General features: G+C 66.9%; 24 protein-coding genes. 9 read left to right on the forward strand and 15 right to left on the reverse strand.

Annotation, left to right across the window (positions count from 1 at the left end):
- The first annotated feature begins 6 nt into the window (after positions 1–6).
- Positions 7–888 (forward strand): DMT family transporter, encoded by an 882-nt coding sequence (locus tag KGR00_RS20825; RefSeq protein ID WP_224419163.1) that lies wholly within the window; start codon positions 7–9, stop codon positions 886–888.
- Positions 889–895: 7 nt separating this feature from the next.
- On the opposite strand, the gene KGR00_RS20830 is transcribed toward KGR00_RS20825, so the two are convergent.
- Complete coding sequence (locus KGR00_RS20830; RefSeq protein ID WP_129139369.1) at positions 896–1117, reverse strand: DUF3820 family protein; 222 nt, start codon at positions 1115–1117, stop codon at positions 896–898.
- Between the two features lie 69 nt (positions 1118–1186).
- Positions 1187–2176, reverse strand: a complete 990-nt coding sequence (locus KGR00_RS20835) for an alpha/beta fold hydrolase (protein ID WP_224419164.1) — start codon at positions 2174–2176, stop codon at positions 1187–1189.
- A 213-nt stretch (positions 2177–2389) separates the two neighbouring features.
- Between KGR00_RS20835 and KGR00_RS20840 the strand changes: the two genes are divergently transcribed.
- A complete protein-coding gene (locus KGR00_RS20840; protein WP_224419165.1) occupies positions 2390–3601 on the forward strand; it encodes a DUF1835 domain-containing protein in 1212 nt (403 codons plus the stop codon).
- A 261-nt stretch (positions 3602–3862) separates the two neighbouring features.
- On the opposite strand, the gene KGR00_RS20845 is transcribed toward KGR00_RS20840, so the two are convergent.
- From KGR00_RS20845 to KGR00_RS20860, 4 genes are all read right to left on the reverse strand, one after another.
- The gene (locus tag KGR00_RS20845) at positions 3863–5062 is read right to left on the reverse strand and encodes an MFS transporter (RefSeq protein WP_224419166.1); all 1200 of its coding nucleotides are present in this window, start codon (positions 5060–5062) and stop codon (positions 3863–3865) included.
- A 196-nt stretch (positions 5063–5258) separates the two neighbouring features.
- Positions 5259–5978 (reverse strand): SDR family oxidoreductase, encoded by a 720-nt coding sequence (locus KGR00_RS20850; protein ID WP_224419167.1) that lies wholly within the window; start codon positions 5976–5978, stop codon positions 5259–5261.
- Between the two features lie 225 nt (positions 5979–6203).
- The gene (locus tag KGR00_RS20855) at positions 6204–6866 is read right to left on the reverse strand and encodes an NAD(P)H-binding protein (protein WP_224419168.1); all 663 of its coding nucleotides are present in this window, start codon (positions 6864–6866) and stop codon (positions 6204–6206) included.
- On the reverse strand, positions 6863–7747 hold the full coding sequence (locus KGR00_RS20860; protein ID WP_224419169.1) for an EamA family transporter: 885 nt from the start codon (positions 7745–7747) through the stop codon (positions 6863–6865). Before KGR00_RS20860 ends, KGR00_RS20855 begins: the two co-directional genes overlap by 4 nt.
- Before the next feature lie 77 nt (positions 7748–7824).
- Between KGR00_RS20860 and KGR00_RS20865 the strand changes: the two genes are divergently transcribed.
- On the forward strand, positions 7825–8310 hold the full coding sequence (locus tag KGR00_RS20865) for a MarR family transcriptional regulator (RefSeq protein WP_129139376.1): 486 nt from the start codon (positions 7825–7827) through the stop codon (positions 8308–8310).
- A 7-nt stretch (positions 8311–8317) separates the two neighbouring features.
- Here KGR00_RS20865 and KGR00_RS20870 read toward each other — a convergent pair whose 3' ends face one another.
- The 3 genes from KGR00_RS20870 to KGR00_RS20880 form a co-directional block, all read right to left on the reverse strand.
- Positions 8318–8704 carry an ester cyclase gene (locus KGR00_RS20870; RefSeq protein WP_224419170.1) on the reverse strand — a complete coding sequence of 129 codons (387 nt, stop codon included), beginning with the start codon at positions 8702–8704 and terminating at the stop codon, positions 8318–8320.
- 40 nt (positions 8705–8744) lie between these two features.
- On the reverse strand, positions 8745–9137 hold the full coding sequence (locus tag KGR00_RS20875; RefSeq protein ID WP_224419171.1) for a DUF4440 domain-containing protein: 393 nt from the start codon (positions 9135–9137) through the stop codon (positions 8745–8747).
- 67 nt (positions 9138–9204) lie between these two features.
- A complete protein-coding gene (locus tag KGR00_RS20880) occupies positions 9205–10164 on the reverse strand; it encodes a LysR family transcriptional regulator (protein WP_224419172.1) in 960 nt (319 codons plus the stop codon).
- 59 nt (positions 10165–10223) lie between these two features.
- Here KGR00_RS20880 and KGR00_RS20885 point away from each other — a divergent pair, with 59 nt between their 5' ends.
- Together KGR00_RS20885 and KGR00_RS20890 are read left to right on the forward strand one after the other, a co-directional pair.
- Positions 10224–11207: an aldo/keto reductase gene (locus tag KGR00_RS20885; protein WP_224419173.1), complete on the forward strand. Its 984-nt coding sequence runs from the start codon at positions 10224–10226 to the stop codon at positions 11205–11207.
- Positions 11204–11593 (forward strand): carboxymuconolactone decarboxylase family protein, encoded by a 390-nt coding sequence (locus KGR00_RS20890; RefSeq protein WP_224419174.1) that lies wholly within the window; start codon positions 11204–11206, stop codon positions 11591–11593. The genes KGR00_RS20885 and KGR00_RS20890 overlap by 4 nt, the downstream gene beginning before the upstream one ends.
- 124 nt (positions 11594–11717) lie before the next feature.
- On the opposite strand, the gene KGR00_RS20895 is transcribed toward KGR00_RS20890, so the two are convergent.
- The 3 genes from KGR00_RS20895 to KGR00_RS20905 are packed head-to-tail and all read right to left on the reverse strand — an operon-like array spanning position 11718 to position 14652.
- On the reverse strand, positions 11718–13193 hold the full coding sequence (locus KGR00_RS20895; protein WP_224419175.1) for a sodium:solute symporter family protein: 1476 nt from the start codon (positions 13191–13193) through the stop codon (positions 11718–11720).
- Positions 13186–13410 (reverse strand): DUF3311 domain-containing protein, encoded by a 225-nt coding sequence (locus KGR00_RS20900; RefSeq protein ID WP_224419176.1) that lies wholly within the window; start codon positions 13408–13410, stop codon positions 13186–13188. The genes KGR00_RS20895 and KGR00_RS20900 overlap by 8 nt, the downstream gene beginning before the upstream one ends.
- 48 nt (positions 13411–13458) lie before the next feature.
- A complete protein-coding gene (locus KGR00_RS20905) occupies positions 13459–14652 on the reverse strand; it encodes a M20 aminoacylase family protein (RefSeq protein ID WP_224419177.1) in 1194 nt (397 codons plus the stop codon).
- A 141-nt stretch (positions 14653–14793) separates the two neighbouring features.
- Here KGR00_RS20905 and KGR00_RS20910 point away from each other — a divergent pair, with 141 nt between their 5' ends.
- Positions 14794–15717 carry a LysR family transcriptional regulator gene (locus KGR00_RS20910; RefSeq protein ID WP_224419178.1) on the forward strand — a complete coding sequence of 308 codons (924 nt, stop codon included), beginning with the start codon at positions 14794–14796 and terminating at the stop codon, positions 15715–15717.
- A 96-nt stretch (positions 15718–15813) separates the two neighbouring features.
- On the opposite strand, the gene KGR00_RS20915 is transcribed toward KGR00_RS20910, so the two are convergent.
- Complete coding sequence (locus tag KGR00_RS20915) at positions 15814–17112, reverse strand: MFS transporter (protein ID WP_224419179.1); 1299 nt, start codon at positions 17110–17112, stop codon at positions 15814–15816.
- A gap of 488 nt (positions 17113–17600) precedes the next feature.
- Complete coding sequence (locus KGR00_RS20920) at positions 17601–18665, reverse strand: nitronate monooxygenase (protein WP_275423203.1); 1065 nt, start codon at positions 18663–18665, stop codon at positions 17601–17603.
- Positions 18666–18757: 92 nt separating this feature from the next.
- On the opposite strand from KGR00_RS20920, the gene KGR00_RS20925 reads away from it, so the two are divergent.
- Genes KGR00_RS20925 through KGR00_RS20935 form a run of 3 tightly spaced genes read left to right on the forward strand, consistent with a single transcriptional unit; the run spans position 18758 to position 21268 of the window.
- Complete coding sequence (locus tag KGR00_RS20925) at positions 18758–19627, forward strand: LysR substrate-binding domain-containing protein (RefSeq protein WP_224419180.1); 870 nt, start codon at positions 18758–18760, stop codon at positions 19625–19627.
- Complete coding sequence (locus KGR00_RS20930; protein WP_224419181.1) at positions 19624–20754, forward strand: YbfB/YjiJ family MFS transporter; 1131 nt, start codon at positions 19624–19626, stop codon at positions 20752–20754. The genes KGR00_RS20925 and KGR00_RS20930 overlap by 4 nt, the downstream gene beginning before the upstream one ends.
- Positions 20755–20788: 34 nt before the next feature.
- Entirely contained in the window at positions 20789–21268 is a 480-nt protein-coding gene (locus KGR00_RS20935; protein WP_224419182.1) for a nuclear transport factor 2 family protein, read from the forward strand.
- A 69-nt stretch (positions 21269–21337) separates the two neighbouring features.
- On the opposite strand, the gene KGR00_RS20940 is transcribed toward KGR00_RS20935, so the two are convergent.
- Positions 21338–21724, reverse strand: coding sequence for a helix-turn-helix domain-containing protein (locus tag KGR00_RS20940; protein ID WP_224419183.1), 387 nt, complete (start codon positions 21722–21724; stop codon positions 21338–21340).
- Between the last annotated feature and the right edge of the window lies 1 nt (position 21725).

Consider the following 21725-nt stretch of genomic DNA (forward strand, 5'->3'; position numbering starts at 1 on the left):
CCGGCGATGTCTCTCGAGGTAGAGGATCACCGTCACGGCCTGCTGCTGGCCACGTTCGGCATACTGGTGCTGAGTGTCGACAGCCTGCTGGTGCGCCTGGCGGACAGCGACGGCTGGGACATCGTGTTCTGGCGGGGCAGCCTGATGGCGCTGTCCGTGGGGCTGCTCTATGGCCGTAGGCACCGTCTCGCCACGCTGCGGGGGCACGCAGGCGCCGCGCTGCTGTCGGCGTTGCTGCTGGCCGCGACGTCGACGCTGTTCGTCCTGGCGGTCATGCATACCCGGGTGGCCAATGTCGTGGTCATCCTCAGCACCGCGCCGCTGTTCGCCGCGCTGTTCACGCGGTTCTGCCTGCACGAGGCCGTCGCGGCGCGCACCTGGATGGCGATCGCCCTGGCGTCCCTGGGGCTGGTGATCGTCTTCGCCGGCTCGCTGCAGAGCGACGGGATGCTGGGCAATCTCTACGCGCTGGGCGCCTCGGCGGCCGTGGGCGGCAATCTCACCCTGCTGCGGCGCTTTCCCGTCATGGATCGGCTGCCGCTGATCGCGGTGGGCGGGTTCGTCTCGGCGGCGATCGCCTGGCCCATGGCGACCCCGCTGCGGCTCGACACCGGCAGCTACGTCGTCCTCGCCGTCATGGGGCTGGTGCAGATGCCCCTGGCGACGGCGCTGATCAACAACGCCACGCGCTATCTGCCTTCCGCCGAAGTCGCGCTGTTCTACCTCGTCGAGGCGATACTCGGCACGCTGTGGGTGTGGTGGATCCTCGGCGAGCGCCCGCCCGGCGCCACCCTCTACGGCGGCACGCTGACCCTGGTCACGCTGGTCGCCAACGCCTGGCTGGGGCTGCGGGCTAGGGCGGCTGCCAGCCCCGGTCGAGCGGGCTGAGCAGGCGTCACTCGGCGTGCCGTCGGCGCAATGGCTCGAGCAGGTCGCTCAGGCCGTTGTGGTCGATCTCGTGCATCAGTTCGAGCAACTGGCCGATCTCGCCGCGCGGAAAGCCCTCGCGGGCGAACCAGTTGAGATAGGGGCCGGGCAGGTCGGCGATCGGCCGACCCTCGTACTTGCCGAAGGGCATGCGGCGGGTGAGCAGTTTTTCCAGGTCTTCGGGTTTCACGCTGGCTCCTGTGTCGATCGCGCGATTATGCCATGCGGCTTCCGGTTGCCGTCCGGCGGGCTCCAGCGGTCATGGAATGGAAGGCTTGTCGTGCCGGTGAAGGTCCCGGGTGGCGTCGATCGCCGCGTCGATGGCACGGGGCTCGAGGACCAGGCCGACATGATCGATGCCGGGCAGCAGCTCGACCGTGGCAGTACTCCCCGCATCCCGAAACACCGCGTCGAAGTGTTCGACGTGAAACACCGGGTCCTGCTCGCCGACCAGCACGTGCATCGGCCGCTGGACCGCGGCGATGGTCGCCCGGTAGCCGCGCTCCGGTCGGTAGTTCTGTGCCAGGTTGAAAGCGTACCAGGGCGTCAGGGCGGCCTTGGCCTCGTCGTTGAGGGCATAGCGAACCACCGGCAGGTGGTCGAAGGCGTGGATGCCGAGCCGGTTCAGCAGCAGGATCGCCAGGTAGCGGGGGATGCCGACGCGCACCCAGCCGCCGCTGCCGTGGCGGTAGGTGGGGGCATCCTGGCCGATGAACGGCGCCAGCAGCAGGTAATGGTCGAACAGCCCCTGGTACCGGCCGCCGGCGACCCTGAGCGCGAAACCGCCGCCGGCGGAAAAGCCCACCAGCGTGGTCGGCGCGGCGGGAGCGACGGCCTGCATGAAGTCTTCCAGGTCCTCTTCCAGTTGACCGACATGGTCGATCACGCCCCGGGTGCCGGAGCCGCCGTGGCCGCGCACATCCAGCGCGTAGGCGGCGTAGCCGGCATCGGCGTAGGCCCGGGCCAGCGGGTGCAGGCTCCAGCTGGTGGCCGAGGAACCGTGGAGCAGGACCACGCTGCCTCGCTGCGCCGTGGCGTGGGGCGGGTAATGGCGAAAGGCCAGTTGCGACCCGTCGCGCGCCGGGTAGTGGCTGGGCGCCGGCAGGTCGCTGTCGTCCAGCGCCTTGAAGGGTTCGGTGATGCCCTTGGCCACGGGCGGGCTGGACGGCCCGCCGAAGAGAAGGGCCAGCACCACGGCGACGGGCAGGCCGATGACGATCAGGAGAACGGCAATAAGGAGGAGTTTCATCGGCTTCTCGTGTTGGCGACGTGCTGCCAGCCTAGCGCTTCCCGGCGGTGGCTGGCGAGCCGCGAGATTGACACGCGCCTGCGCTGCGGTAGGCTGATTCCAGCGCCGCAAGGCGTCCCCGTCCGCGGAAAGGGCTGCGCCCATCGCCATCATCGATGCCATCCATACGACTCCCGGCCTGTCCGGCGGACGCAGGCGCCTGGAGGGAATCGTATGACCCCATCTAGCCGGCCCGACGCCATCTCCCATGGCCGCCTCAACCTCGAACAGCAGCGCAAGCGTGCCAAGGAACTGCTCAAGGCGGTTCGGGCGAACGAGCCCCACGCCCTGGCGCGTGTCCTCGACCATCTGCCGCCGCGCCAGACGCCTCTCAAGCTGGCCGACGCCCAGTTCGTCATCGCCCGGGAAAGGGGGTTTGCCAGCTGGGCCCGGTTGAAGGCACACATCGGCGCGCTCGATGCCGCGAAGGCGCAGCTCGCCGAGCGGGGCGACCGCGACCTGACCACGCTGCACATCCGCTGCGGCAACGATATCGAACACGGCCTGCGCACGGCGGGCTTCGTCGGCGACTTCCTGGAATTTTCCGACCCGTTCTGCCTCGGGCCGCTGGTCGATCTGCCGCCGGACGCACTGATGCGGTTGCGGGCCCGCTTTCTGGCCGGCGCCTTCGCCATGACCGAGGCGGATGCCCTGGGGCGCCTGCGCGCCAGCTACGAACGGCTGGAGAGCCTCGATCGCTATCAACGCATCGTGCTGTGGTTCGAGCACGACAGCTACGATCAGCTCCTGCTGGCCTACCTGCTGCACCGCTTGAATCGGCAGCGTCCCGAGGTCCGCGTCGAGCTGATTGCGGTGGACAGCATCCCCGGTGTGGCGCGTTTCATCGGTATCGGCCAGCTCGCCCCCGATCTGCTCGCCTGGCTGTGGCGGCAGCGCCGCCCGGTGCAGGCCCCGCTGCTGGAACTCGGCACGCGTGCCTGGGGCGCCCTGGTCGCCGACCGGCCCGACCCGCTCGAGGCCCTGATCGCCACCGGCACGCCGGCGTTACCGATGATGGGGCGGGCGCTCGCCCGGCACCTTCGGGAACTGTCCGAGCCGACGACGGGGCTCGGGCTGACCGAGCGGCTCACGCTGGAGATCGTCCGCGACCATGGCCCGTTGACGGTCGGCCAGGCGTTTTCGCGCTTGATGCGCGAGTCCGAACCGCTGCCCTACCTGGGCGACCTGATGTTCTGGTGGCAGATCCAGGCGCTGATCGAGGCGCCACGGCCGCTGCTCGCGATCACCGACACCGACCGCGAATGGCCCCAACGGACGCTCGCCCTGACGACGTTGGGCAGGGAAGTGCTGGCCGGCCGGCGTAGCTGGCTGGATTTCGTGACGACGGTCCGTTGGGTCGGGGGCATCCGTATCGCGCCGCATTGAGGGGTGTGCCCGGCGGGCTATGTCAGAGGATGGCGGCCGGCTCCACGGCTGTCTCTGAATAGCGGGCGGTCCTTGCTGTCCAATTTTCACGGGTGTCCATGAAAAATGGACATATTGAATTATTGGACATCAGAAGGCGCTGGAACGGGAAATCGCCGAGACGGCGACCCACGGCCGGCGTCTTACACGGCGCGGGCCCCGAACGAGACGGCATGAGTGGATGGACAGGACGGATTGGTGGTCGTGTCGCCAGCCAGCCACTCATGACCGTGCCGTGCTGTGAAGGCGCCAGTCCTCGCTGGACAGGGAGTCGCCGGGCGACAGGCGCGGGACCATGACCATCTGCACCAGGATGCCCACCAGCATGATGCCCCAGGCCAGGGTCAGATCATCGAAGGCGTCGCGCAGCAGACCGGCCAGGAACGGCATGACGCTGGCGATGATGTACCCGCCCCCCTGGACGAAGCCCAGCAGGGCGCCCGCCTGGCGCGCCGCCTGCAGATGGTCGACGGCGATGATCAATGACATCGGGAACAGCCCGCCGATGCCCAGGCCGAGCAGCAACAGGGCCGGGAGGGCGAGCGGTTGCGGCGCGACGATCAGGCTCAGCAGACCCAGGGCGATGACCACGAGGATGACGTAGAACACCGGGCGGCGGTCCGGGAAGCGGTCAACGACCGACGAGAGGCCGACGGCGGCGACGACCTGAGCCAGGGTCAACCCGCCCAGCAGGAAGCCACTGGCCGTCTCCGACCATCCCAACTGGACATAAAAGGGCGGCAGCCAGGCCAGCACCAGGGTGTAGGCGGCGGTACCGATGCCGAAGAACAGCATCAGGTACCAGGCGCGCGGTGACGCCATCGGCAGGCCCGGTCCGCCGCCGGCGTCGGCCCCCGGCCGTGGCGTGCCGGCCCGGCGCCAGCCGAGCAGGGCCAGAATGGCGAAGGCCGCCCATACCGATAGTGCCACGGGCCAGCCCTGCATCGCCGACAACGGGGCGACCAGCGACGAGGACACCATGGCGCCGGCCATGATGCCGACCGTGTAAAGGGCCATTAGCTGGCCGGCCTTGGCGCCGTGGTCCCGCTTGATCATCCCGGGCAGGGTCGCCTGGATGACGGCGATACCGATGCCGCCCGCCGCGGCGGTGGCGATCAGGCCCGCCTCGCCGTGGAAGGGCAGGCGCGCCAGGGTCGCCGCACCCACCATCACCAGGCCGTACTGCACCGTCTTCTCGACGCCCAGAACGCGCTGCAGCATGCCGCCCAGCAAGGCAAACAGCCCCATGGCCAGCACGGGCAGCGTGGTCAACAGCCCGGCGGTGGTATCGCCGATGCCGGTCGCTGACTGAACGCTGGCGAGGATGGGGCCGACGGCCGCCATGATGGGACGGAGGTTCAGCCCCACCAGCACGACGGTGAGTGCAACCAGCGCATGGCGCCCGGCGTTGGCATTCGACATGGCGTCCTCCAGGGGTTCGATGTTCGGCTAGATTCTCGATATAAAGTATCTTTACGTCAAGGTATGTGCTCGACAATCGATGTGCATCGAGGGGCTACCGCATGGGCGCACGGCCGATTGCCTCGACGCTGGAAAGCGCGCGCAGCGGTGCGAGGAGGCTGTCTACGCTATCTCGTCGCCGTCGGCGCCGACACGCTCAGGAGCGTCCGCCCAGACTGCCGCCGCCATCCACATCGATGACCTGGCCGGTGACGAAGCTCGCCGCGTCCGACATCAGAAAGCCGACGACAGCCGCGATTTCCTCGGGAGAGCCGAGCCGGCGCATGGGAATGGTCGCGATGACCTCCCGCTCCGCCTGGCTCCCGGCGGGGCGCGCCTGATGGAAGAGTTCTGTGGCGGTAGGGCCCGGGGCGACCGCGTTGGCGGTAATCCCATGTTCGGCGAACTCCAGGGCCCAGCTTTTCGTGCAGCCCGCCAGCGCGCTCTTGGCGGCCGCATACGCCGTGCGGTTCCTGGCGCCGTGAATGGCCCGGCTGCAGATGTTGACGATGCGACCGAAGCGTCTCTCTCGCATGCCAGCGATCAACGCCTGGACGATCTGTATGGCGGTGCGCACGTTCAGGTCGTGGACGCTCTGCAGGGTGGCCAGGTCGAGCGACTCCAGTGGCTGGGGAGAGGCGATGCCGACATTGTTCACGATGCCATCTATCGCGTAGTCGGCCCTGACGTGCTCCAGCAGGTCCTGCGTGGTATCGATCCGGGAGAGATCGCCGCTCAGCAGGACGCCCGGGAAGTTGGCTGCGTCGCCCTGGCGTGCCACCCCGACGACCCGATGCCCCTGATCGGCCAATGCCTTCGCAATGGCCCATCCGATCCCCCGCGACGCGCCGGTGACGAGAAAGGTTCGGGGTTGCATGGGACGGTTCTCCATTTGAGAGGGTGTTTACAAAATGCCTGCGCTCGACAATACGGCGTTAAAATCGGCCTCAAAATACTCATTTACCCCGTGTAAACTCCGTTTTTTCGGCCGATTTTGCCTTGTCTTGCCTTCGCTCGCCGACTTTGTAAATACCCTCTGAGGTCCGGGATAACGCGATGTGACGTTATCGTGTTCGATAAGGGGGCAGCCGTAATGTTCCGGCTAGTTCGGTACTTGTTGCCACCCCACCGTCAGCCGCCGGGGGTGCCGATCGTGTCCCGTCTCGACCAGATCCAGCATCGCCGAGGCGAAGTCGGCATACGAAATCCGCGAGATACCTTCCGTGTCGCTGACCAGGGTATCCGTGCCCCACTGGTAATCGCCCGTGCCCGGGCCATGTACCAGCATCGCCGGTGGCCGCAGGCAGTACCAGCGGGCATCGGGCGTGACGTCGAGCAGGGCGTCCTGTGCGGCGCAGGCCTCGGCGATGGGGCGCACCGCCTCGGGCAGGAACCCCGGTGTGTTCAGCACGCTGGCGGGGTCGCCGGTGCGCAGCTTTAGAGTCGCCGCGCCGCCGGTGACGAAGACCGGAACACCGGCGCTCGCCGCCCCGGAGAGCACGGCGCGAGTGAGGGCGACGAGCTGCATTTCCGCCCCCGCCGACGGCCGCAGGGTGCTGATGGCGGCGTCGTGTCCCGGTATCAGCCGTCGTGGCGCGTCGGGGTCGGCCATCAGGTCCGCCGCCTGGCGTGTCAGGGTGCCGTCCAGTTCCTCGAGGCGTCGCCGTGAGCGTGCCACCGCCGTGATGGTGTGACCACGCCGCCGGGCTTGCGCCACCACGTGATGCCCGATCTCGCCGGTCGCGCCGAATACGATGATCTTCATGCCTTGTCTCCCGCCAATGAAGGGGTTGTGAGGGGCTTGCGAGCGGCGCGCTGACCGAGCCAGACGCTGGCGATCACGATGAGCGCGCCCAGTGCCTGTGTGGTGCTGAAGGTTTCGCCGAGCACCAGCCAGCCCAGCGCCACCGCGGTGAGCGGACTCAGAAAGCCGAATGCGGTGACCGTGGCGGGCCCCAGCCGGGCGATGCCCCGGAACCACAGGTAGTAGGTGAGTGCCGAGCCGATCAGGCCGAGCCACGCCAGGCCGACGAGATTGCTGGCCGACGGCAGGGGAAACGCCGGTTCCACGACACGTGCCAGCGGCAACAGCAGCAGGCCCCCGGCGACGAGCTGCCAGGCCGTGACGGTCAGCGGCGAGGCCGGGGGCTGCCAGTGACGGGTCAGCACCGTGCCGGCGCCCATCGACAGGGCGCCGAGCAACGCCGCGCCGACGCCGATGGGATCGAGCCGGGTACTGGGCACCATGATCAGCAGCGCCACGCCGAGGATACCGGCGACGGCGGCGACCAGACCGCCGGCACGGATGGGGGTGGCCAGCACGAGCCGCGAGAGCACCAGCACAATGAGCGGCTGAATGGCACCGAGCGTCGCCGCGGTACCGCCCGGTAGCCGGTAGGCGGCGACGAACAGGGCCGCCCAGAACACCGTGAAGTTCAGCGCGCCGAGCAGGACGATCCGCCCGAGCCACCGGGCCGGTGGCAGCTCGCGAACGATCAGCAGCAGGAGCAGGCCGGCGGGAAGCGCCCGCAGCATTCCCACCGTGAGCGGGTAGCCCTGGGGCAGCAGCTCCGTGGTGACGAGGTAGGTGCTTCCCCAGACCGCCGGCGCGGCGGCGGTGAGCAAGAGATCCCGGGTGCGTGACATGGCGTCCTCCGATAGTTTGACGTCAAGATAAACCAATAAATCTTGATGTCAAACTATTGGCCGGTTAGCCTGACGGCATGGATCAAGTCGAACGTATTCTCGCGCAGTGGCGCGCCGAGCGCCCGGACCTCGACGTTGCCCCGATGGGGACCATCGGCCGCGTGAAGCGCCTCAACGTGCATCTTTCCCAGGGGATGGAGCGCGTGATAACGGCTCACGGGCTCACGGCGGCCGGTTTCGACGTGCTCGCCACGCTCCGGCGTGCCGGGCCGCCCCATGCGCTCAGCCCGTCCGCGCTGATCGCCTGGACGATGGTCACCTCGGGGACGATGACCAACCGCATCGACCGGCTGGAGGAGGCCGGTCTCGTCACCCGGCGCCGTGACCCCGACGACGGACGCGGCTCGGTGGTGGCGCTGACGGACGCGGGGTTCGCGCTGATCGATCAGGTGGTGGGCGAACACGTCGCCAACCAGCACCGCTTGACCGAGGCGCTGAGCGACGACGAGCGGGCGAGGCTGGATGAGTTGCTTGGCAAGTGGCTGGCTTCGTTCGAGGATTAAGCCGTTGTCACAACTGCGCTTCGACCGCCGCCTTGTCGATCACCGACCACACGCCAACGATCTTGGCGTCGCGGTACGCGTAGAACACGTTCTCGGCGAACGTCACCCGGCGGCCATTGACGGGCAGGCCGAGAAACTCCCCCCTTGGCGTGCAATCGAACCGGAGCCGGCTGGCCACGTGGGGCGGGTCGGCCGTGAGCAGTTCGATGGCGAAGTGCAGGTCCGGAATCGCCAGATAGTCCTGCTCGAGCATTTCGCGATAGCCCGCCAGCCCGAGTCGGCGGCCGTTGTGTTCCACATCGTCGTGGACGAAGCGGCCCAGGCTCGACCAGTCCTGCGCATTCAGGCAGTCGATGTAGCCGCGATAAAGGTTGGCGAGATCGTCTCGAGTCATGGGCGCATCCTGTGCCATCGTTCACCAAGGTGATTCTTCGTCAGTTCGTACATTGCCGGAATGCCTCGGTCGCCGTGCCTTGATGAAAGCGGATCCGCCAGCCGCGTGCACTGTGTATCCATAGCGACGAGCGTAGTGTGTGGGCGGATAAATTGCCTTCGTCATCGGCCTGTGCCGCCCGGTAGGTCAGCAGCGCAATATCCTCCGCCAGGCGAGCGATCTCGTAACCTTCCGACCAGATGGTGTCCGCGCGGCGTTCGACAGGCAGCCACTCGAGGATGTCGGCCTTCGTGAGCCGGGCACCCGATTTCCCGAATTCCAGGAATTCATCATCGAGCAGTTCATCCAGCCGGCCACGATCCGAGCGCGTGAGCGGCTGGTGAAGCGCGACTTCGAGATGGCGCAGATGCTGCAACAGATCGCTGTCGTTCATGGAACCTCCGTAGAGCCTGGGACAATGGCCGCGCGATCACTCCGTGAGTCTGACCACCTGCCTGGTATCACGGCCCGTTAGGTGATGGCGGTGACGCGGGGCCGCCGAGCAACGCCGCGTTCTGGATGACCCGTTCGCTGAGGAAGTCCGCCAGGGCGCGGACGCGCGGCGAGCGGGTCAGGTCGGTCTGGATCACCAGATAGATGGGCTGCTCGACCTCGATGGCCGGGTCGATGCAGACCAGGCCGGCCTCCCGCGCGGTGAAGTGGGGCAGCACGGCAAGCCCCAGCCCCTGGGCGGCGGCCTCGACCTGGGTTCGCAGCGACGTCGTCGTCAGCGCGGGGCGACGCCCTTGCAGGGTCCGCTCCATCCAGCGCGCGGCGGGCAGGTGAGCGTAGGCGTCATCCCAGGCGATGAACCGGTCGGCGTCGTAGCCGTTTTCAGGGACGCCTCGGCGCCCGGCGGCGTAGGCCGGGCTCGCGTAGAGGCCATAGCCCAGCGTCGCCAGGCGGCGCAGCGAGACATGGCCGCGTTCCGGCCTGACCATGCGGATGGCCAGATCCGCGTCGCGGCGGTGCAGGTTGGCCGTGGCGATGTCCGTGACGAGTTCCACCGTCAACGCGGGATGGCGCTCCCGAAAGTCCGCCAGCGCCGGCAGGATCAAGCCGGTCGCCAGGTTTTCGGCCGTGGCCAGCCTGACCGTGCCGGCAATCGCCTCGTGGTCGTCGCCGCCCGCGGTAAAGGCATGCGCCGCCGCCTCCAGCGCTTCGGCCTTGTCGATGAGACGCTCGCCGTCCTCGGTGAGCCGGTAGCCCGACTGCTGGCGCGTGAACAGGGCCCTGTTCAGGGCCGCCTCGAGACGTTCGATGCGCCGGGACAGCGTGGCGACACCCACGCCGAGGCTGTGCGCCGCGCCACTCAGGGTACCGCTGCGAACGACCGCCAGAAAGGCGCGCGAATCGTTCCAGTCGACGTCCCGCGACGCTGGTTTTCCGTGAGTGGAAATCCCCTTTCCGGCATCGTGCATGTCGGGTGTCCCGGCCTCGTGCAATGATTTTCAGCGAGCATGCCACGAGGATTCTGGAAATGGAAAAACGCACACTGGGCGCCGATCTGTCGGTGTCGGCCATCGGCCTGGGCTGCATGGGAATGAGTGAATTCTACGGCGCACGGGACGACAGCGAGTCCCTGCGGGTGCTGGACAGGGCCGTCGAGCGGGGTATCGACTTTCTCGATACGGCGGACATGTATGGCCCGCATCACAATGAAACCCTGATCGGCGAGTTCCTGGCACGCACGTCCCGCGAGGTAACGATCGCGACGAAGTTCGGGATCGTGCGCAACCCCGGCGAATACCGGCGCAGCCTGGACAACAGCGCCCGGTACGCGCGGGAATGCTGCGAGGCCTCCCTGCGTCGGCTGGGGGTCGAGCGCATCGATCTCTACTACGTTCACCGGATCGACCCCATGCGACCCATCGAGGAAACCATCGGCGGGCTGGTCGAGCTGATCGAGGCCGGCAAGATCGCCCGCATCGGGCTCTGCGAGGTGAGCGCCGAGACCCTGCGGCGCGCCCATGCCGTGCATCCCATCACCGCCGTGCAGACGGAATATTCGCTGTGGACGCGCGACGTGGAGGACGCAGTGCTGCCCACCTGCCGGGAACTGGGCATCGGCTTCGTGCCGTACTCCCCGCTGGGGCGCGGTTTCCTGACCGGGCGCTTCCAGGACACCGATCAGTTCGGGGAAGGGGACTCCCGCGCCCATCTGCCGCGCTTCGCGGAAGGGGCGATCGAACATAACCGGCGTATCGCCGATGTGATCGCCGAGATGGCGGCGGCGAAAGGCTGCACATCGGCCCAGCTATCGCTGGCCTGGCTGCTGGCCAAGGGCGATGACATCGTGCCGATCCCCGGGACCAAGCGCCTGCGCTACCTCGACGAGAACGCCGCCGCCGTGGACATCGCACTGACAAAAGCTGAATGCGAGCAACTGGAAGCGGCCACGGCCCGGATACCGGTGGCCGGCGAGCGCTACACGGCGGAAGGCATGAAAGGGGTGAATGCATGAGTGGCGCACGGACTGATCGACGCGAGGAGGCACTGGCCCTGCTCGAACGCCTGGAGCCCGAGGCGCCGGGGCGGGTCGCCGACAACCTCGACGACTTCCACCCGCAGGCCCTGGAAACGCTGCTGGGGTTCGCCTTTGCCGATGTGGTCTCCCGCGAGGGGATCGACCTCAAGACCCGCGAAATGCTGACGGTCGCCATGCTCGGCGCCATGGGCAACGCCCCCGGCCAACTGGAATTTCACCTGCGCGCGGCGATGAACACCGGCGTCACCCGGGAGGAAATCGTCGAGATCGCCCTGCAGATCGCGGTGTATGCGGGAATACCCGCCGCCATGAACGCGATGAGCGCCGCCAAGGCGGCGTCCCGGGCAAGGGAGGGTGCGTGAGGGGCTTGCCGAGTGCGGTGTTGGTCGGGCTTGTCGCGTGCCGCACTCCCGGGAGTCGTGATTCCTGAACGGAAAAAGAAAACGGCCCGGCGAGATGCCGGGCCTTGCTTTGCTGGACAAGGGCTCAGGCGCGAGTTGTCAGGGCCTCCGCCGGCGTATGGCTGGAAGCTTGGCGCGCGGTCAGGCTCATGGCGACGAAAATCGCCGCGTTGACCAGCAGGCCGCAGAAGCCAGCATTCCAGCCGAAGGGTGCATTGCCGCCGAACTGGAAGAAGAGAGTGAGGCCGGCGCCGACAGCCAGGCCGGTGAAGGCGGCGCTGCGTGACGCCCGGTGCCAGAAAAGCGCGCCGAGCAGCATCGGCAGCAGCTGGACGACGATACCGTAGGCCCCCAGCAGCAGGGCCACCAGCGAGCCTGGATTGGCCAGCGCCAGTAGATAGGCGGCCAGTGAGATGACGATCACTCCCAGACGCGTCAGCTTCAGGGCGCGCTGATCAGGCAACTGGCGCCAAGCGGGCAGATGCTGGCCGATATCGCGCACCAGAATGGTGGCGGATGTGTGGGCCAGGTTAGCGGCCGTTGACATGGCGGCGGCCAACGCGCCAGACAAGGCGAGCCCGATCAGCCAGGCCGGGAAGTCGGCCATATCCACCACCAGACTCAGCAGTACCTGATCCGGTGAATCGAGCGGGTTGTCCTTGAGCACCACGATGCCGGCGAATCCAATGATCAGCAGTGGCACCAGCAGGTAGCTGTAGAGCGGGTAGAGCACGAACACTCGCTTGAGGGTTCGTTCGCTCCGGGCGCTGTAGAACTTCATGAAGATATGCGGCCACATCACGCAGCCCAGGGCGCTGATCAGGATGGCGGTAGAAAAGGCGCCCCAGCCCATGCCTTGGCTGCCGGGCATGGTCAGGTACTCGGGTGCCTGGCGCTGGATCTCTCGGAACATCTCGCCCACACCACCAAAGAACTGGTCGGCGGTGGTCAATCCCAGGACCCAAGCGATGACGATCATCATCACACCCTGCAACAGGTTGGTCCAGCCGATGCCCTGCAAGCCGCTGGCGTAGACATAGGCAGCGACCACGCCGCAGGCCACCAGGCTGCCCAGCCAGAAGGGAATGGTGCCCGAGGTGGCGGCCTCGAACAGCATGCCGGCGCCGGCGATCTGGATCGTCAGGTAGGGAATCATGGCCAGAACGCTGATGATGCCGATCAGCAGCCCCAGAACGTTACCGCGGGTGGGGTAGCAGGCGGACAGGAACTCGGCCTGGGTCAGGAAGCCATGGCGGCGTCCGAGCCGAGAGATGAGTGGCGCGATTACCCACCAGACCAGTACTGCCAGAGCCAGGTAGGCGATGATGTAGAGCGCCGGGGCGCCCTTGCTATAGGCCCAGCCGGGGGCACCCAGGAAGGCGAAGGCGGAGAAGATCTCCGCGCCGAGAATGAAGAACAGCACCAACAGGCCCATGTGTCGGCCCCCGGCGACATAGCCCTCCAGCGAAGAACTCTGGCCGCGCCGGGCCCGCAGGCCCACAAGCAGCACGATCAGCAGGTAGCCGAAGGTCATGACGGTGATCAGCAGCGAATCATTCATCGTCGACCTCCTCGGCGCTGTCGCGGCGATAGCAGATCACCAGGCCGACGAACATGGCGAAGACCCAGGCGATGTACCAGAACATGAAGAAGGGCAGGCCCATCACCATGGGCTCGATGCGATTGGCGAGCAGTGCGCCGGGCCAGATCATGGCCAGGGCGCAGAGCAGGAAAAAGACGCACATCCCCCGGGAGGGAAGCGTGGATTTCGTGGTCATTTGAGGCCTCTTTGTTGTGGTGTTGGTTGGGCGTGGATTGGGCAGGGATCAGCCCTGGCGCAGCGCGCCGAGCCCGATGGCGGCCAGCAGGCGGCAGCCGACGGGAATGACGTTGTCGTTGAAGTCGAAGCGGGCATTGTGCAGTGGCGGCGTGTCATCGTCTTCGGCGGTGCCGAGGAAGAAATAGGCGCCGGGACAGCGCTGCAGCATGAACGAAAAATCCTCGCCGCCCAGGCTCGGCTGAACATCGCGCACCAGGGCCTGCTCGCCGAGCAGGTCGGCGACGCTCGCCTCGACATGGCGAGTCGCCTCGGCGTCGTTGAGCGTGGCGGGGAAGATGCGCTGGTAGTCCACTGCGATCTCGCTGCCATGTGCCGCCGCGATACCGTCACAGATCCGGCGCACGGCCTGTTCGATACGGTCCTGGGTGGCAGTGTCGAGGGTGCGCACTGTGCCACTGAGACGCACCTCGTCGGGGATGATGGCGAAGCCATCCAGATCGCCGCCCTGCAAGCCACAGAGGCTGAGCGCGGCCGGGGCGAGAGGATCAGCGTCGCGCGAGACCACGCTGTGCAGGGCCTGAATAAGGGCGCCGGTAGTACGCACCGGGTCGACGGCCAGATGCGGATTGACGCCGCCATGGCCGCCCTTGCCACGCACGGTGATATCCAGCCGATCGGTGGCGGCCATGATGGCACCACTGCGTACCGCCACACGACCGGCCGGCAGGGCTGGCCAGTTGTGCAGGGCGTAGATGGCATCCATCGGGAAGCGTTCGAACAGACCATCCTCGACCATGGCGCGTCCGCCACCCAGTCCCTCCTCGGCGGGCTGGAAGACCAGATACAGGGTGCCGGCGAACTCGCGGTGCGCGGCCAGGTAGGTGGCCACGCCGAGCAACATGGTGGTGTGGCCATCATGGCCGCAGGCATGCATCACGCCGGGATTCGTCGAGGCGTGCTGATGCTCGCCGAGCTCCTGGATAGGCAGGGCGTCCATGTCGGCCCGCAAGCCGATGCGACGGCCGTTGTCGGGGAGCTGGCCCGTCACGGTGGCGACGATCCCGGTGCCGCCGATGCCGCTCTCGAAAGGGATGTTCAGGCGCGTCAGTTCCGCGGCCACACGCTCGGCGGTGGCATGTTCCTGGAAACCCAGTTCCGGATGGCGGTGCAAATCGTGACGCAGCCGGGTAAGCGCCGCATGGTGGTGGTCGAAGAACGTAGGATCGATGAAGTCAGTCATGGTTGTCGTTTGTAGTGGATGGATGACTTTGGCCATCGTGGTTGCTCGACTGGCTATAGGTAAAATAGTTTTATTAGGTGTTTTCCATACTAAAATTGGATGAAAGGTGCGTGAGCGATCATGTGGTCGCCAAGGGATGCCATGGACTTCAAACAGTTACGTTATTTCGTCACAGTGGTGGAAGAGGGGTCCATATCGGCGGCTGCCAAGAGCATTCCCCTGGCACAGCCAGCCCTGTCGCGGCAACTGCAACTACTGGAGGAGAGTGTGGGGGCGCCGTTGCTAATGCGTTCGCGACATGGGGTCCGCCTTACAGCTGCAGGCGAAGCCTTCCACGATGAGGTGCGGCGGTTGCTGGGCGAGTTCGAGCAGGCCAAACACAATGCCCGCCGGATCGCGGATGGTCAGCTCGGCCAGCTACGTCTGGGAGTGACCGTCATGCATCTGTGGGTGCCCCAGATCGTGCGATTACTCAACGACTTCCGTCTGCGCCATCCCGAGGTGACACTCAGGGTGATGTCGCTACTCTCGGCGCCGCAGATCGAGGGCATTCGCGAGCAACGGCTCGATGCCGGGATGCTGTTCTTCCCGCCGGAGGATGACGATGAACTTTGCAGACACTGTCTCTACGAGGATCGCCTGGTCCTGGTGACCAGCGCCGGATCGTCCCTGGCCAAGAGTCCACCAAGTCGTCTGGCCGATCTCAACGGCGAGGACTTCATCTGGTTCGAGCGCAGCGACACGCCGACCTATCACGACAAGCTGATCCATGCCTTCCAGCGCCGTGGCTTCACGCCCCACGTGGTTCAGGAGGGGACGGACAACGCCACCATGCTGTGTCTGGTGGCGGCCGGCATGGGGTGCACCATCCTGCCGGAGATGACAATGGCCGGGGCACCGGAGGGCGTGGTCAGTCATCGTCTGGACGATCTGGATCTGGTCCTGCCGCTGATGCTGGTGTGGCGGCGAGATGCCAGTCTGCCGGCGGTACATCGACTGATCGAGCTGGCCGAGTCGCGTTCGCTGGCACCGCCGACGAGCGAGGAAGTCTTCCCGTCCCTTTGAGACGTGAGGCGTCCCGGGGTGTCAGCCGAGGGGGGCATGGGGCGGCAGACGCCGATAAAAAGACGCCTGCGATGCCGGCAGGTGACGGCACCAACCCTATGAGCGTTCCGTTGGCGTTTCCGCCTCGTCCTCGGTGGGGTCCTCCAGCGGCTCGCCTTCCTCATTCTGGAGCTGGCTGTCGTAGGCCGCCTGAAGACCGGTTTCCTCCCTGGTCTCTTCCTCGGTTTCCTCATCGTCGCTCTGGGCGATGGCGCCTGGATAGAAGGGCGACAGGATGGACACCAGGATGCCCAGCGCGGCGAACATCGCGAAGGCATCGGCATAGCCGAAGGCATCCACCAGCCCCCCGACGGCCGGCGAGCCGCTCGCCTGGCCGAGCGATACCGCCATGAAGGGCAGCACGGGCCCCGCCGACAGGCGGCCCGGCAACAAGCGGATGCCGGTCATCAGATAGAGCCCCGTCAGGCTCATGTAGGCCAGGCCGAAGACCAGCGCGGAAAACGTCGCCAGCAGCGGCTGACTCGGACTCGCCGCGAGCAGGGCCAGGCTCGCGGCCAGCATCATCAGCATCAGGGCCTGGGTGATGGGCGGGTTGTTGCGATCGGCCAGGTCGGCGACCACGGCACCGCCGAGGCCGGCGACGCCCACCGCCAGCCAGAGCCACCCGGTGGTAGCGGGCGAGAGCTTGCCGAGGTTGACCACCAGATCGGGGGCGAAGATCCAGTAGGCGGAGGACACGAAGCCCATCACGTAGGCAAACAGGGTGAGCCGGCACAGACGCGACCAGGGCAGCTCGCGGAGCGGGGCCGGTGGCGCGGCGTTGGCCGGCACGATCCGCGCGACCGAGGGCAGGATGAACCAGGCGCCGATCACGCCGAGGACGGCCAGCACGGTGAACGACAGATAGGCGATGCGCCAGGCATCGGCCAGGAACAGCACCGTGGGTACGGCGACGATCACGCCGATACTGGTCCCCGCGTTCATCACCGAACTGACGCGGCCGTGCATCGAGCGCTTCACCAGCGCCTGCATGGCCGCCGTGAGTGCTGGCATCATCAGGCCGGTGCAGATGCCGCACGCGAACACCCCGGCGCCGAGCAGCCAGGCGTTGGGGGCCTGGCTGATCAGTCCCAGGCCACCGACGCCGAAGGCGCCGGACAGCACCGCCGCGTAGCGGGCACCCAGATAATCGGTGGCGAGCGGCGCGATCGCCGTGGCGAACAGGAAACTGATCAGCGGCAGCGCGCCGATGATGCCGATGACATAGGGCGAAAGATCCAGCGCGGTGCGAATCTGGGGGACGAAAAGGCCGAACGCGAAGCGCGCGAGCCCGTAACTGATGGCGATCAGTGCGGCGCCGAACAGCGCGAACTGGGTACTCGACAGGGATCTCATGGCGCCTCCATGCGGCAAGAGTCGTGGATGTCGGTCCGTTCCGCGTTCAGGCGGTCTGCCCGTGGCTGGGCGAAATCCTTGTCCGTCGTCATCGCCATGCGGTCCCCGCCTGACAGGAACGAAAGTGTCGACGAAGGCCTGCCGAGCCATCCAGGGAGCGGGATACCGCGCTACCAGGAACCTGGGCCAAGGCGCCGCACCGCGAGGTGCCGTCGATGGGGGTCCAGGACGAACCGTTGGCGCGCCGTGGACTGGCTCGAAGAAGCCTAGGGGTTAGGTTGTCCCCCTTCAAGCCGGCTGTCGGGATGGGCACAGTTCGTTACGTTTTCGATAGAGATGACGGCCTTTCGTGCCCACCGCCCTCGCGAATGAATTCGCTCCACAAGGACAAGCCAACCGGCAGGGTCATGGGAGAGAGCTTGTTCGCGATGATCCGCATCGCATTTCCCGGCGAAATGCGATGAAGCAAACTTTCCGCCTCGCTGCCCTCAGGCGTCGTCTTGCCATTCCTGAAGCAGCCGGCTCACGAGTTCGCCGGCGGGGAGTTCGCGTGCCAGTGGCGCGCCCTGGCCGGCCCAGTGTGCCGCAAATTCATGATGGCCGAGACCGGCCGCCGCCGCGTTGAGCCGCTTGGCCGCGTCGTACGCCACGGGGTAGGCGGGGGGCATTGCCCCAGGTGTGGCATCGGCGTGGCGAATCAGGCGGTTGAGGATGCCGCGCGCCGGGCGCCCCGACAGCGCCGATGTCATGCGGGTCACCTCGGCGCGTTCGCTCTTGAGATTTGAGCGATAGCCGTCGTTGGCCGCCGATTCCGGGCACAGGATAAAGGCGGTTCCCAGTTGGGCGGCACAGGCGCCCAGCGCCAGGGCCGCCCGGATGCCCTGGCCATCCATGATGCCGCCGGCCGCGACGATCGGCAGGGCCATCTCCCTGACCAGCCGGCGAACGAGCACGGCCGTGCTCAATCGTTCATCGTCGGCCTGCGGATCGAAGCAGCCGCGATGTCCGCCCGCCTCATAGCCCTGGGCAACGATCGCGTCGAGGCCCCGCGTCTGGATCTCTCTCGCCTCCGGCAGGTTGGTCGCCGTCGCCAGGGTATAGATGCCGGCCTCCCGCAGGGCGCGTATCCGCGCCTCGGACGGCAAGCCGAAATGAAAGCTGACCACGGCGGGGCGCGTCTCGAGCAGCATCTCGAAGGCCGCCTCGTCCTCCAAGAAGCTGCGGTAGATCTCCTCGAGCCCGCTCGGCGGCTCACCGCCACTTTCCCGAAACAGCGGCGCCAGGTGCGCGAGCCAGGCCGATTCGCGGGCCGCGTCGCGCACTGCGGGCGTATGGCAGAAGACGTTGACGTTGAACGGGCGGGACGTCAGCGCTCGGGTCCGTTCGATCATTGACCGGGCCTGCTCGACGCTGCTGGCGCCGATGCCCAGGGAACCCAGGCCGCCGGCATTCGACACGGCTGCTGCCAACTCCGGCGTGGCCACGCCAGCCATCGGCGCCTGGATGATGGGCTGAATGCCGAGCCGGTCGGTCAGGGGATTCGACGATGTCATGGGAACGGCCTCCACGAGTGCGGGAACGATGGCTTTCATTTATTCTCAAATTGAGAATAATATAGGTCAATGAATTTCAAAAGGCGAACGATGTGGATCTGGAAACCCTGAAAATCTTCGAGGCCGTCGCCGCCGAGTTGAGCGTGACCCGCGCCGCCGCGCGGCTCGGGCGGGCACCTTCCAACGTCACGACGCGCATACAGCATCTGGAATCGGAGCTGGGCGCGGAACTGTTCATTCGACTCGGTAAGCGCATCACGCTCTCGACGGCGGGGCAGCGCTTCCTGACCTACGCCCAGCGCCTGCTGGCGCTGGAGGACGAGGCCCGGCAGGCCGTGGGCGGCGCCGATGGCGGCAGCCTGCGCATCGGCAGCATGGAGAGTACGGCGGCCAGCCGGCTGCCGGCGCCGCTGGCGGCCTTCAATCGCGCCCATCCGGCGGTCCGGATCGAGGTCAGTACCGGTCCCACGGGGCCGCTGGTGGATGAGGTGCGCGACGGGCGGCTGGACGGCGCCTTCGTGGCACTGCCCGCCGAGCTGGAGGATGCCGCCAGCCTGGCCGAGATGGGGCTGCAAAGCGCGCCGGTCTGGGAGGAATCGCTGCTGCTGCTGTTGCCGCCCGCCGACGCCGGGGCCACCGCACCGGCGGAACTACGCACTCGCACCCTGGCGGCCTTCAAGCCGGGCTGCACGTATCGAGCCCTGGCGGAGGATCGGCTCGGCATCGTCGCCGGAAGTGAGTGGCGCATCCAGGAACTGGGCTCCTACCACGCCATGGTGGCGGCCGTCGCCGCCGGATCCTGCGTTACCTTGCTACCCCGCAGCGTGCTGGACGTGAGCCGTGTAGCGGACGACCTGACCACGCTGGCGATGGGCAGCGTCACCACGCATCTGCTGTGGCGCTCTGGCTACGAGACGCCTGCGTTCCAGGCATTCGCGGGTCAGTTCCTGGGGGACGCATGACCCGGCTTCCCGCATGGATACGCTCCGCCATCGACGCGGCGCTGGTCATGGCCATCGGCATGGGGTTCGGCCGTTTCGCCTACACGGCGCTCTATCCGCACATAGTGGAGGAGGGCGTGCTGAGCCTGAGCGGCGGCAGCCTGGCGGCGTCCGCTAACTATGCGGGCTACCTGATCGGGGCGCTGCTGGCGGTCAAGGCCCGGCCGGCAAGCGCCCATCGCTTCTGCCTGTGGGCGGTGGCAGGCACGGCGGCGTGCCTCGCCCTGCTGGCCGTGCTCGATGCCACCTGGGCCATCGTCGCCGTGCGCGGTATCGCTGGCATTTTCAGCGCCATCTCCATGGTCGCCGCCTCGGTGTGGCTGCTCGAGCACCGCCAACACCTGGAGGGGGCGCCGCTACTTTACGCCGGAGTAGGCGTCGGCATTGCCCTGTCGGCCGAACTCGTCGTGGTGGCGTCGCGGCTGGGGCTGGAGAGCCCGGGGCTGTGGCTGATGCTCGGCGTCAGCAGCCTCGTGCTGGGCGGCCTGGCCGTGCCGGGGCTGACGACCAGCACAGCACCCGAGTGGCCTTCTTCGACGGTGCCACGGCAGGGCGAGGTGGTCAGGGCGTTGCCGCTGGTGACGATCTATGGCCTGGCGGGCTTCGGCTACATCATCACCGCGACCTATCTGCCGTTGCTGGTCAAGACGGCGTTGCCCGACGTCGATTCCGCCCACGTCTGGGCAGTGTTCGGCCTGGGTGCTGCGCCGTCGTGTTTTCTCTGGCATCGCCTGCATCGGCGTTTCGGCACCCGGCGCTCACTGGCAGGGAACCTGGGCCTCCAGGCGTTCGGCGTCGTGCTGCCCATCCTGGTGCCCGGCGGTGTGGGCTACCTGGCCAGCGCCTTGCTGGTCGGCGGCACCTTCATGGGCACCGTGACCATCGCCATGCCGGCGGCACAGCAGGCCGCCCGTCGCGCTCGCGGCAACCTGCTGGCCGGCATGACCCTGACCTACAGCATCGGGCAGATCGTCGGCCCCCTGGCCGCCACCGGCCTCCACGCCATCAGCCACAGTTTCCAGGGCGCTCTGCTGGCCGCCGGCGCTGCGCTTCTGGTCGGGGCCTGCATGAGTCTTGCCACACTGTGACGTCTTCCCATCCGGCCCTCTGAAGGAGTCCGCCGTGCAAACCGCCGATCCCGATGTCTTCGTCCCGATCAACGATCTGCTGTGTCGTTTCTTCCACTGCTTCGACCGGCGCGACTGGCCCGCGATGACCGAGTGCCTCATGCCCGAAGTGTCGATCGACTACGCCTCCTCGGGGCGGGAGCCGCCGTCGACGATGCCCGGCGAGGCGTTCGTCAGGCGCCGTCAGGCGGCCGCCGACACCCTGACCAAGCAACACAGCTTCTCCAACCTGCGGGTCACCCAGGATTCCGATGGCCGCACGGCCATCGCCAGGTGTCACTACCTGATCCTGCGATTCGAGCTGTCGCGAGCGCTTCGTGCTGAAGAGGAAAACTTCTTTCACTCCTGTGGCAGCTATGAATTCCAGCTGCGCCAGGTGAGGGGCGAATGGAAGATAGCGGGCATCAAGCAGCAGGCGCTGCAGAGCTGGGGCAATGCCAGCCTGCATGCCGGCTCGGTTCAGGGGAAGGCGTGAGCCGTCACCATGGGCGCGTTCACGCCCCAAGCAGCCGGTCCACCCAGAGCCGGCCGTGGGGATCACGCATCATCGCGACGGTTGCGGGGTCTTCGAATAGGCGGACGAGCGCGGCACGGAGCGCTGTGACATGAGTGTCTCAACCTCGGTCATGTGTTCCGTCCCCCAGGCGCAGAGCGGCTTCAAGGCTTCGGCGAGAGTCTGGCCGAACGCAGTGAGGGAATACTCGACTTTCGGCGGAATTTCCTTGAAGTCGAGCCGGTCGACGATTCCATCAGCCTCCAGTTCCTTGAGCTGCTGAATGAGCATTTTGTCACTGACATTGCCGATGGCGCGCCTCAGATCGCCATAACGTCGTGCCTGGTGGGCAAGGTGGAACAGAATCAACGGTTTCCACTTGCCACCGATGACAGCCAACGCAGCGTCCAGCCCACAGATAAAGCCAGATGTTGTCATT

Origin of the sequence: Modicisalibacter sp. MOD 31.J (assembly GCF_020147985.1) — a bacterium.
In the GTDB taxonomy this organism is placed as follows: Bacteria; Pseudomonadota; Gammaproteobacteria; order Pseudomonadales; family Halomonadaceae; genus Modicisalibacter; species Modicisalibacter coralii.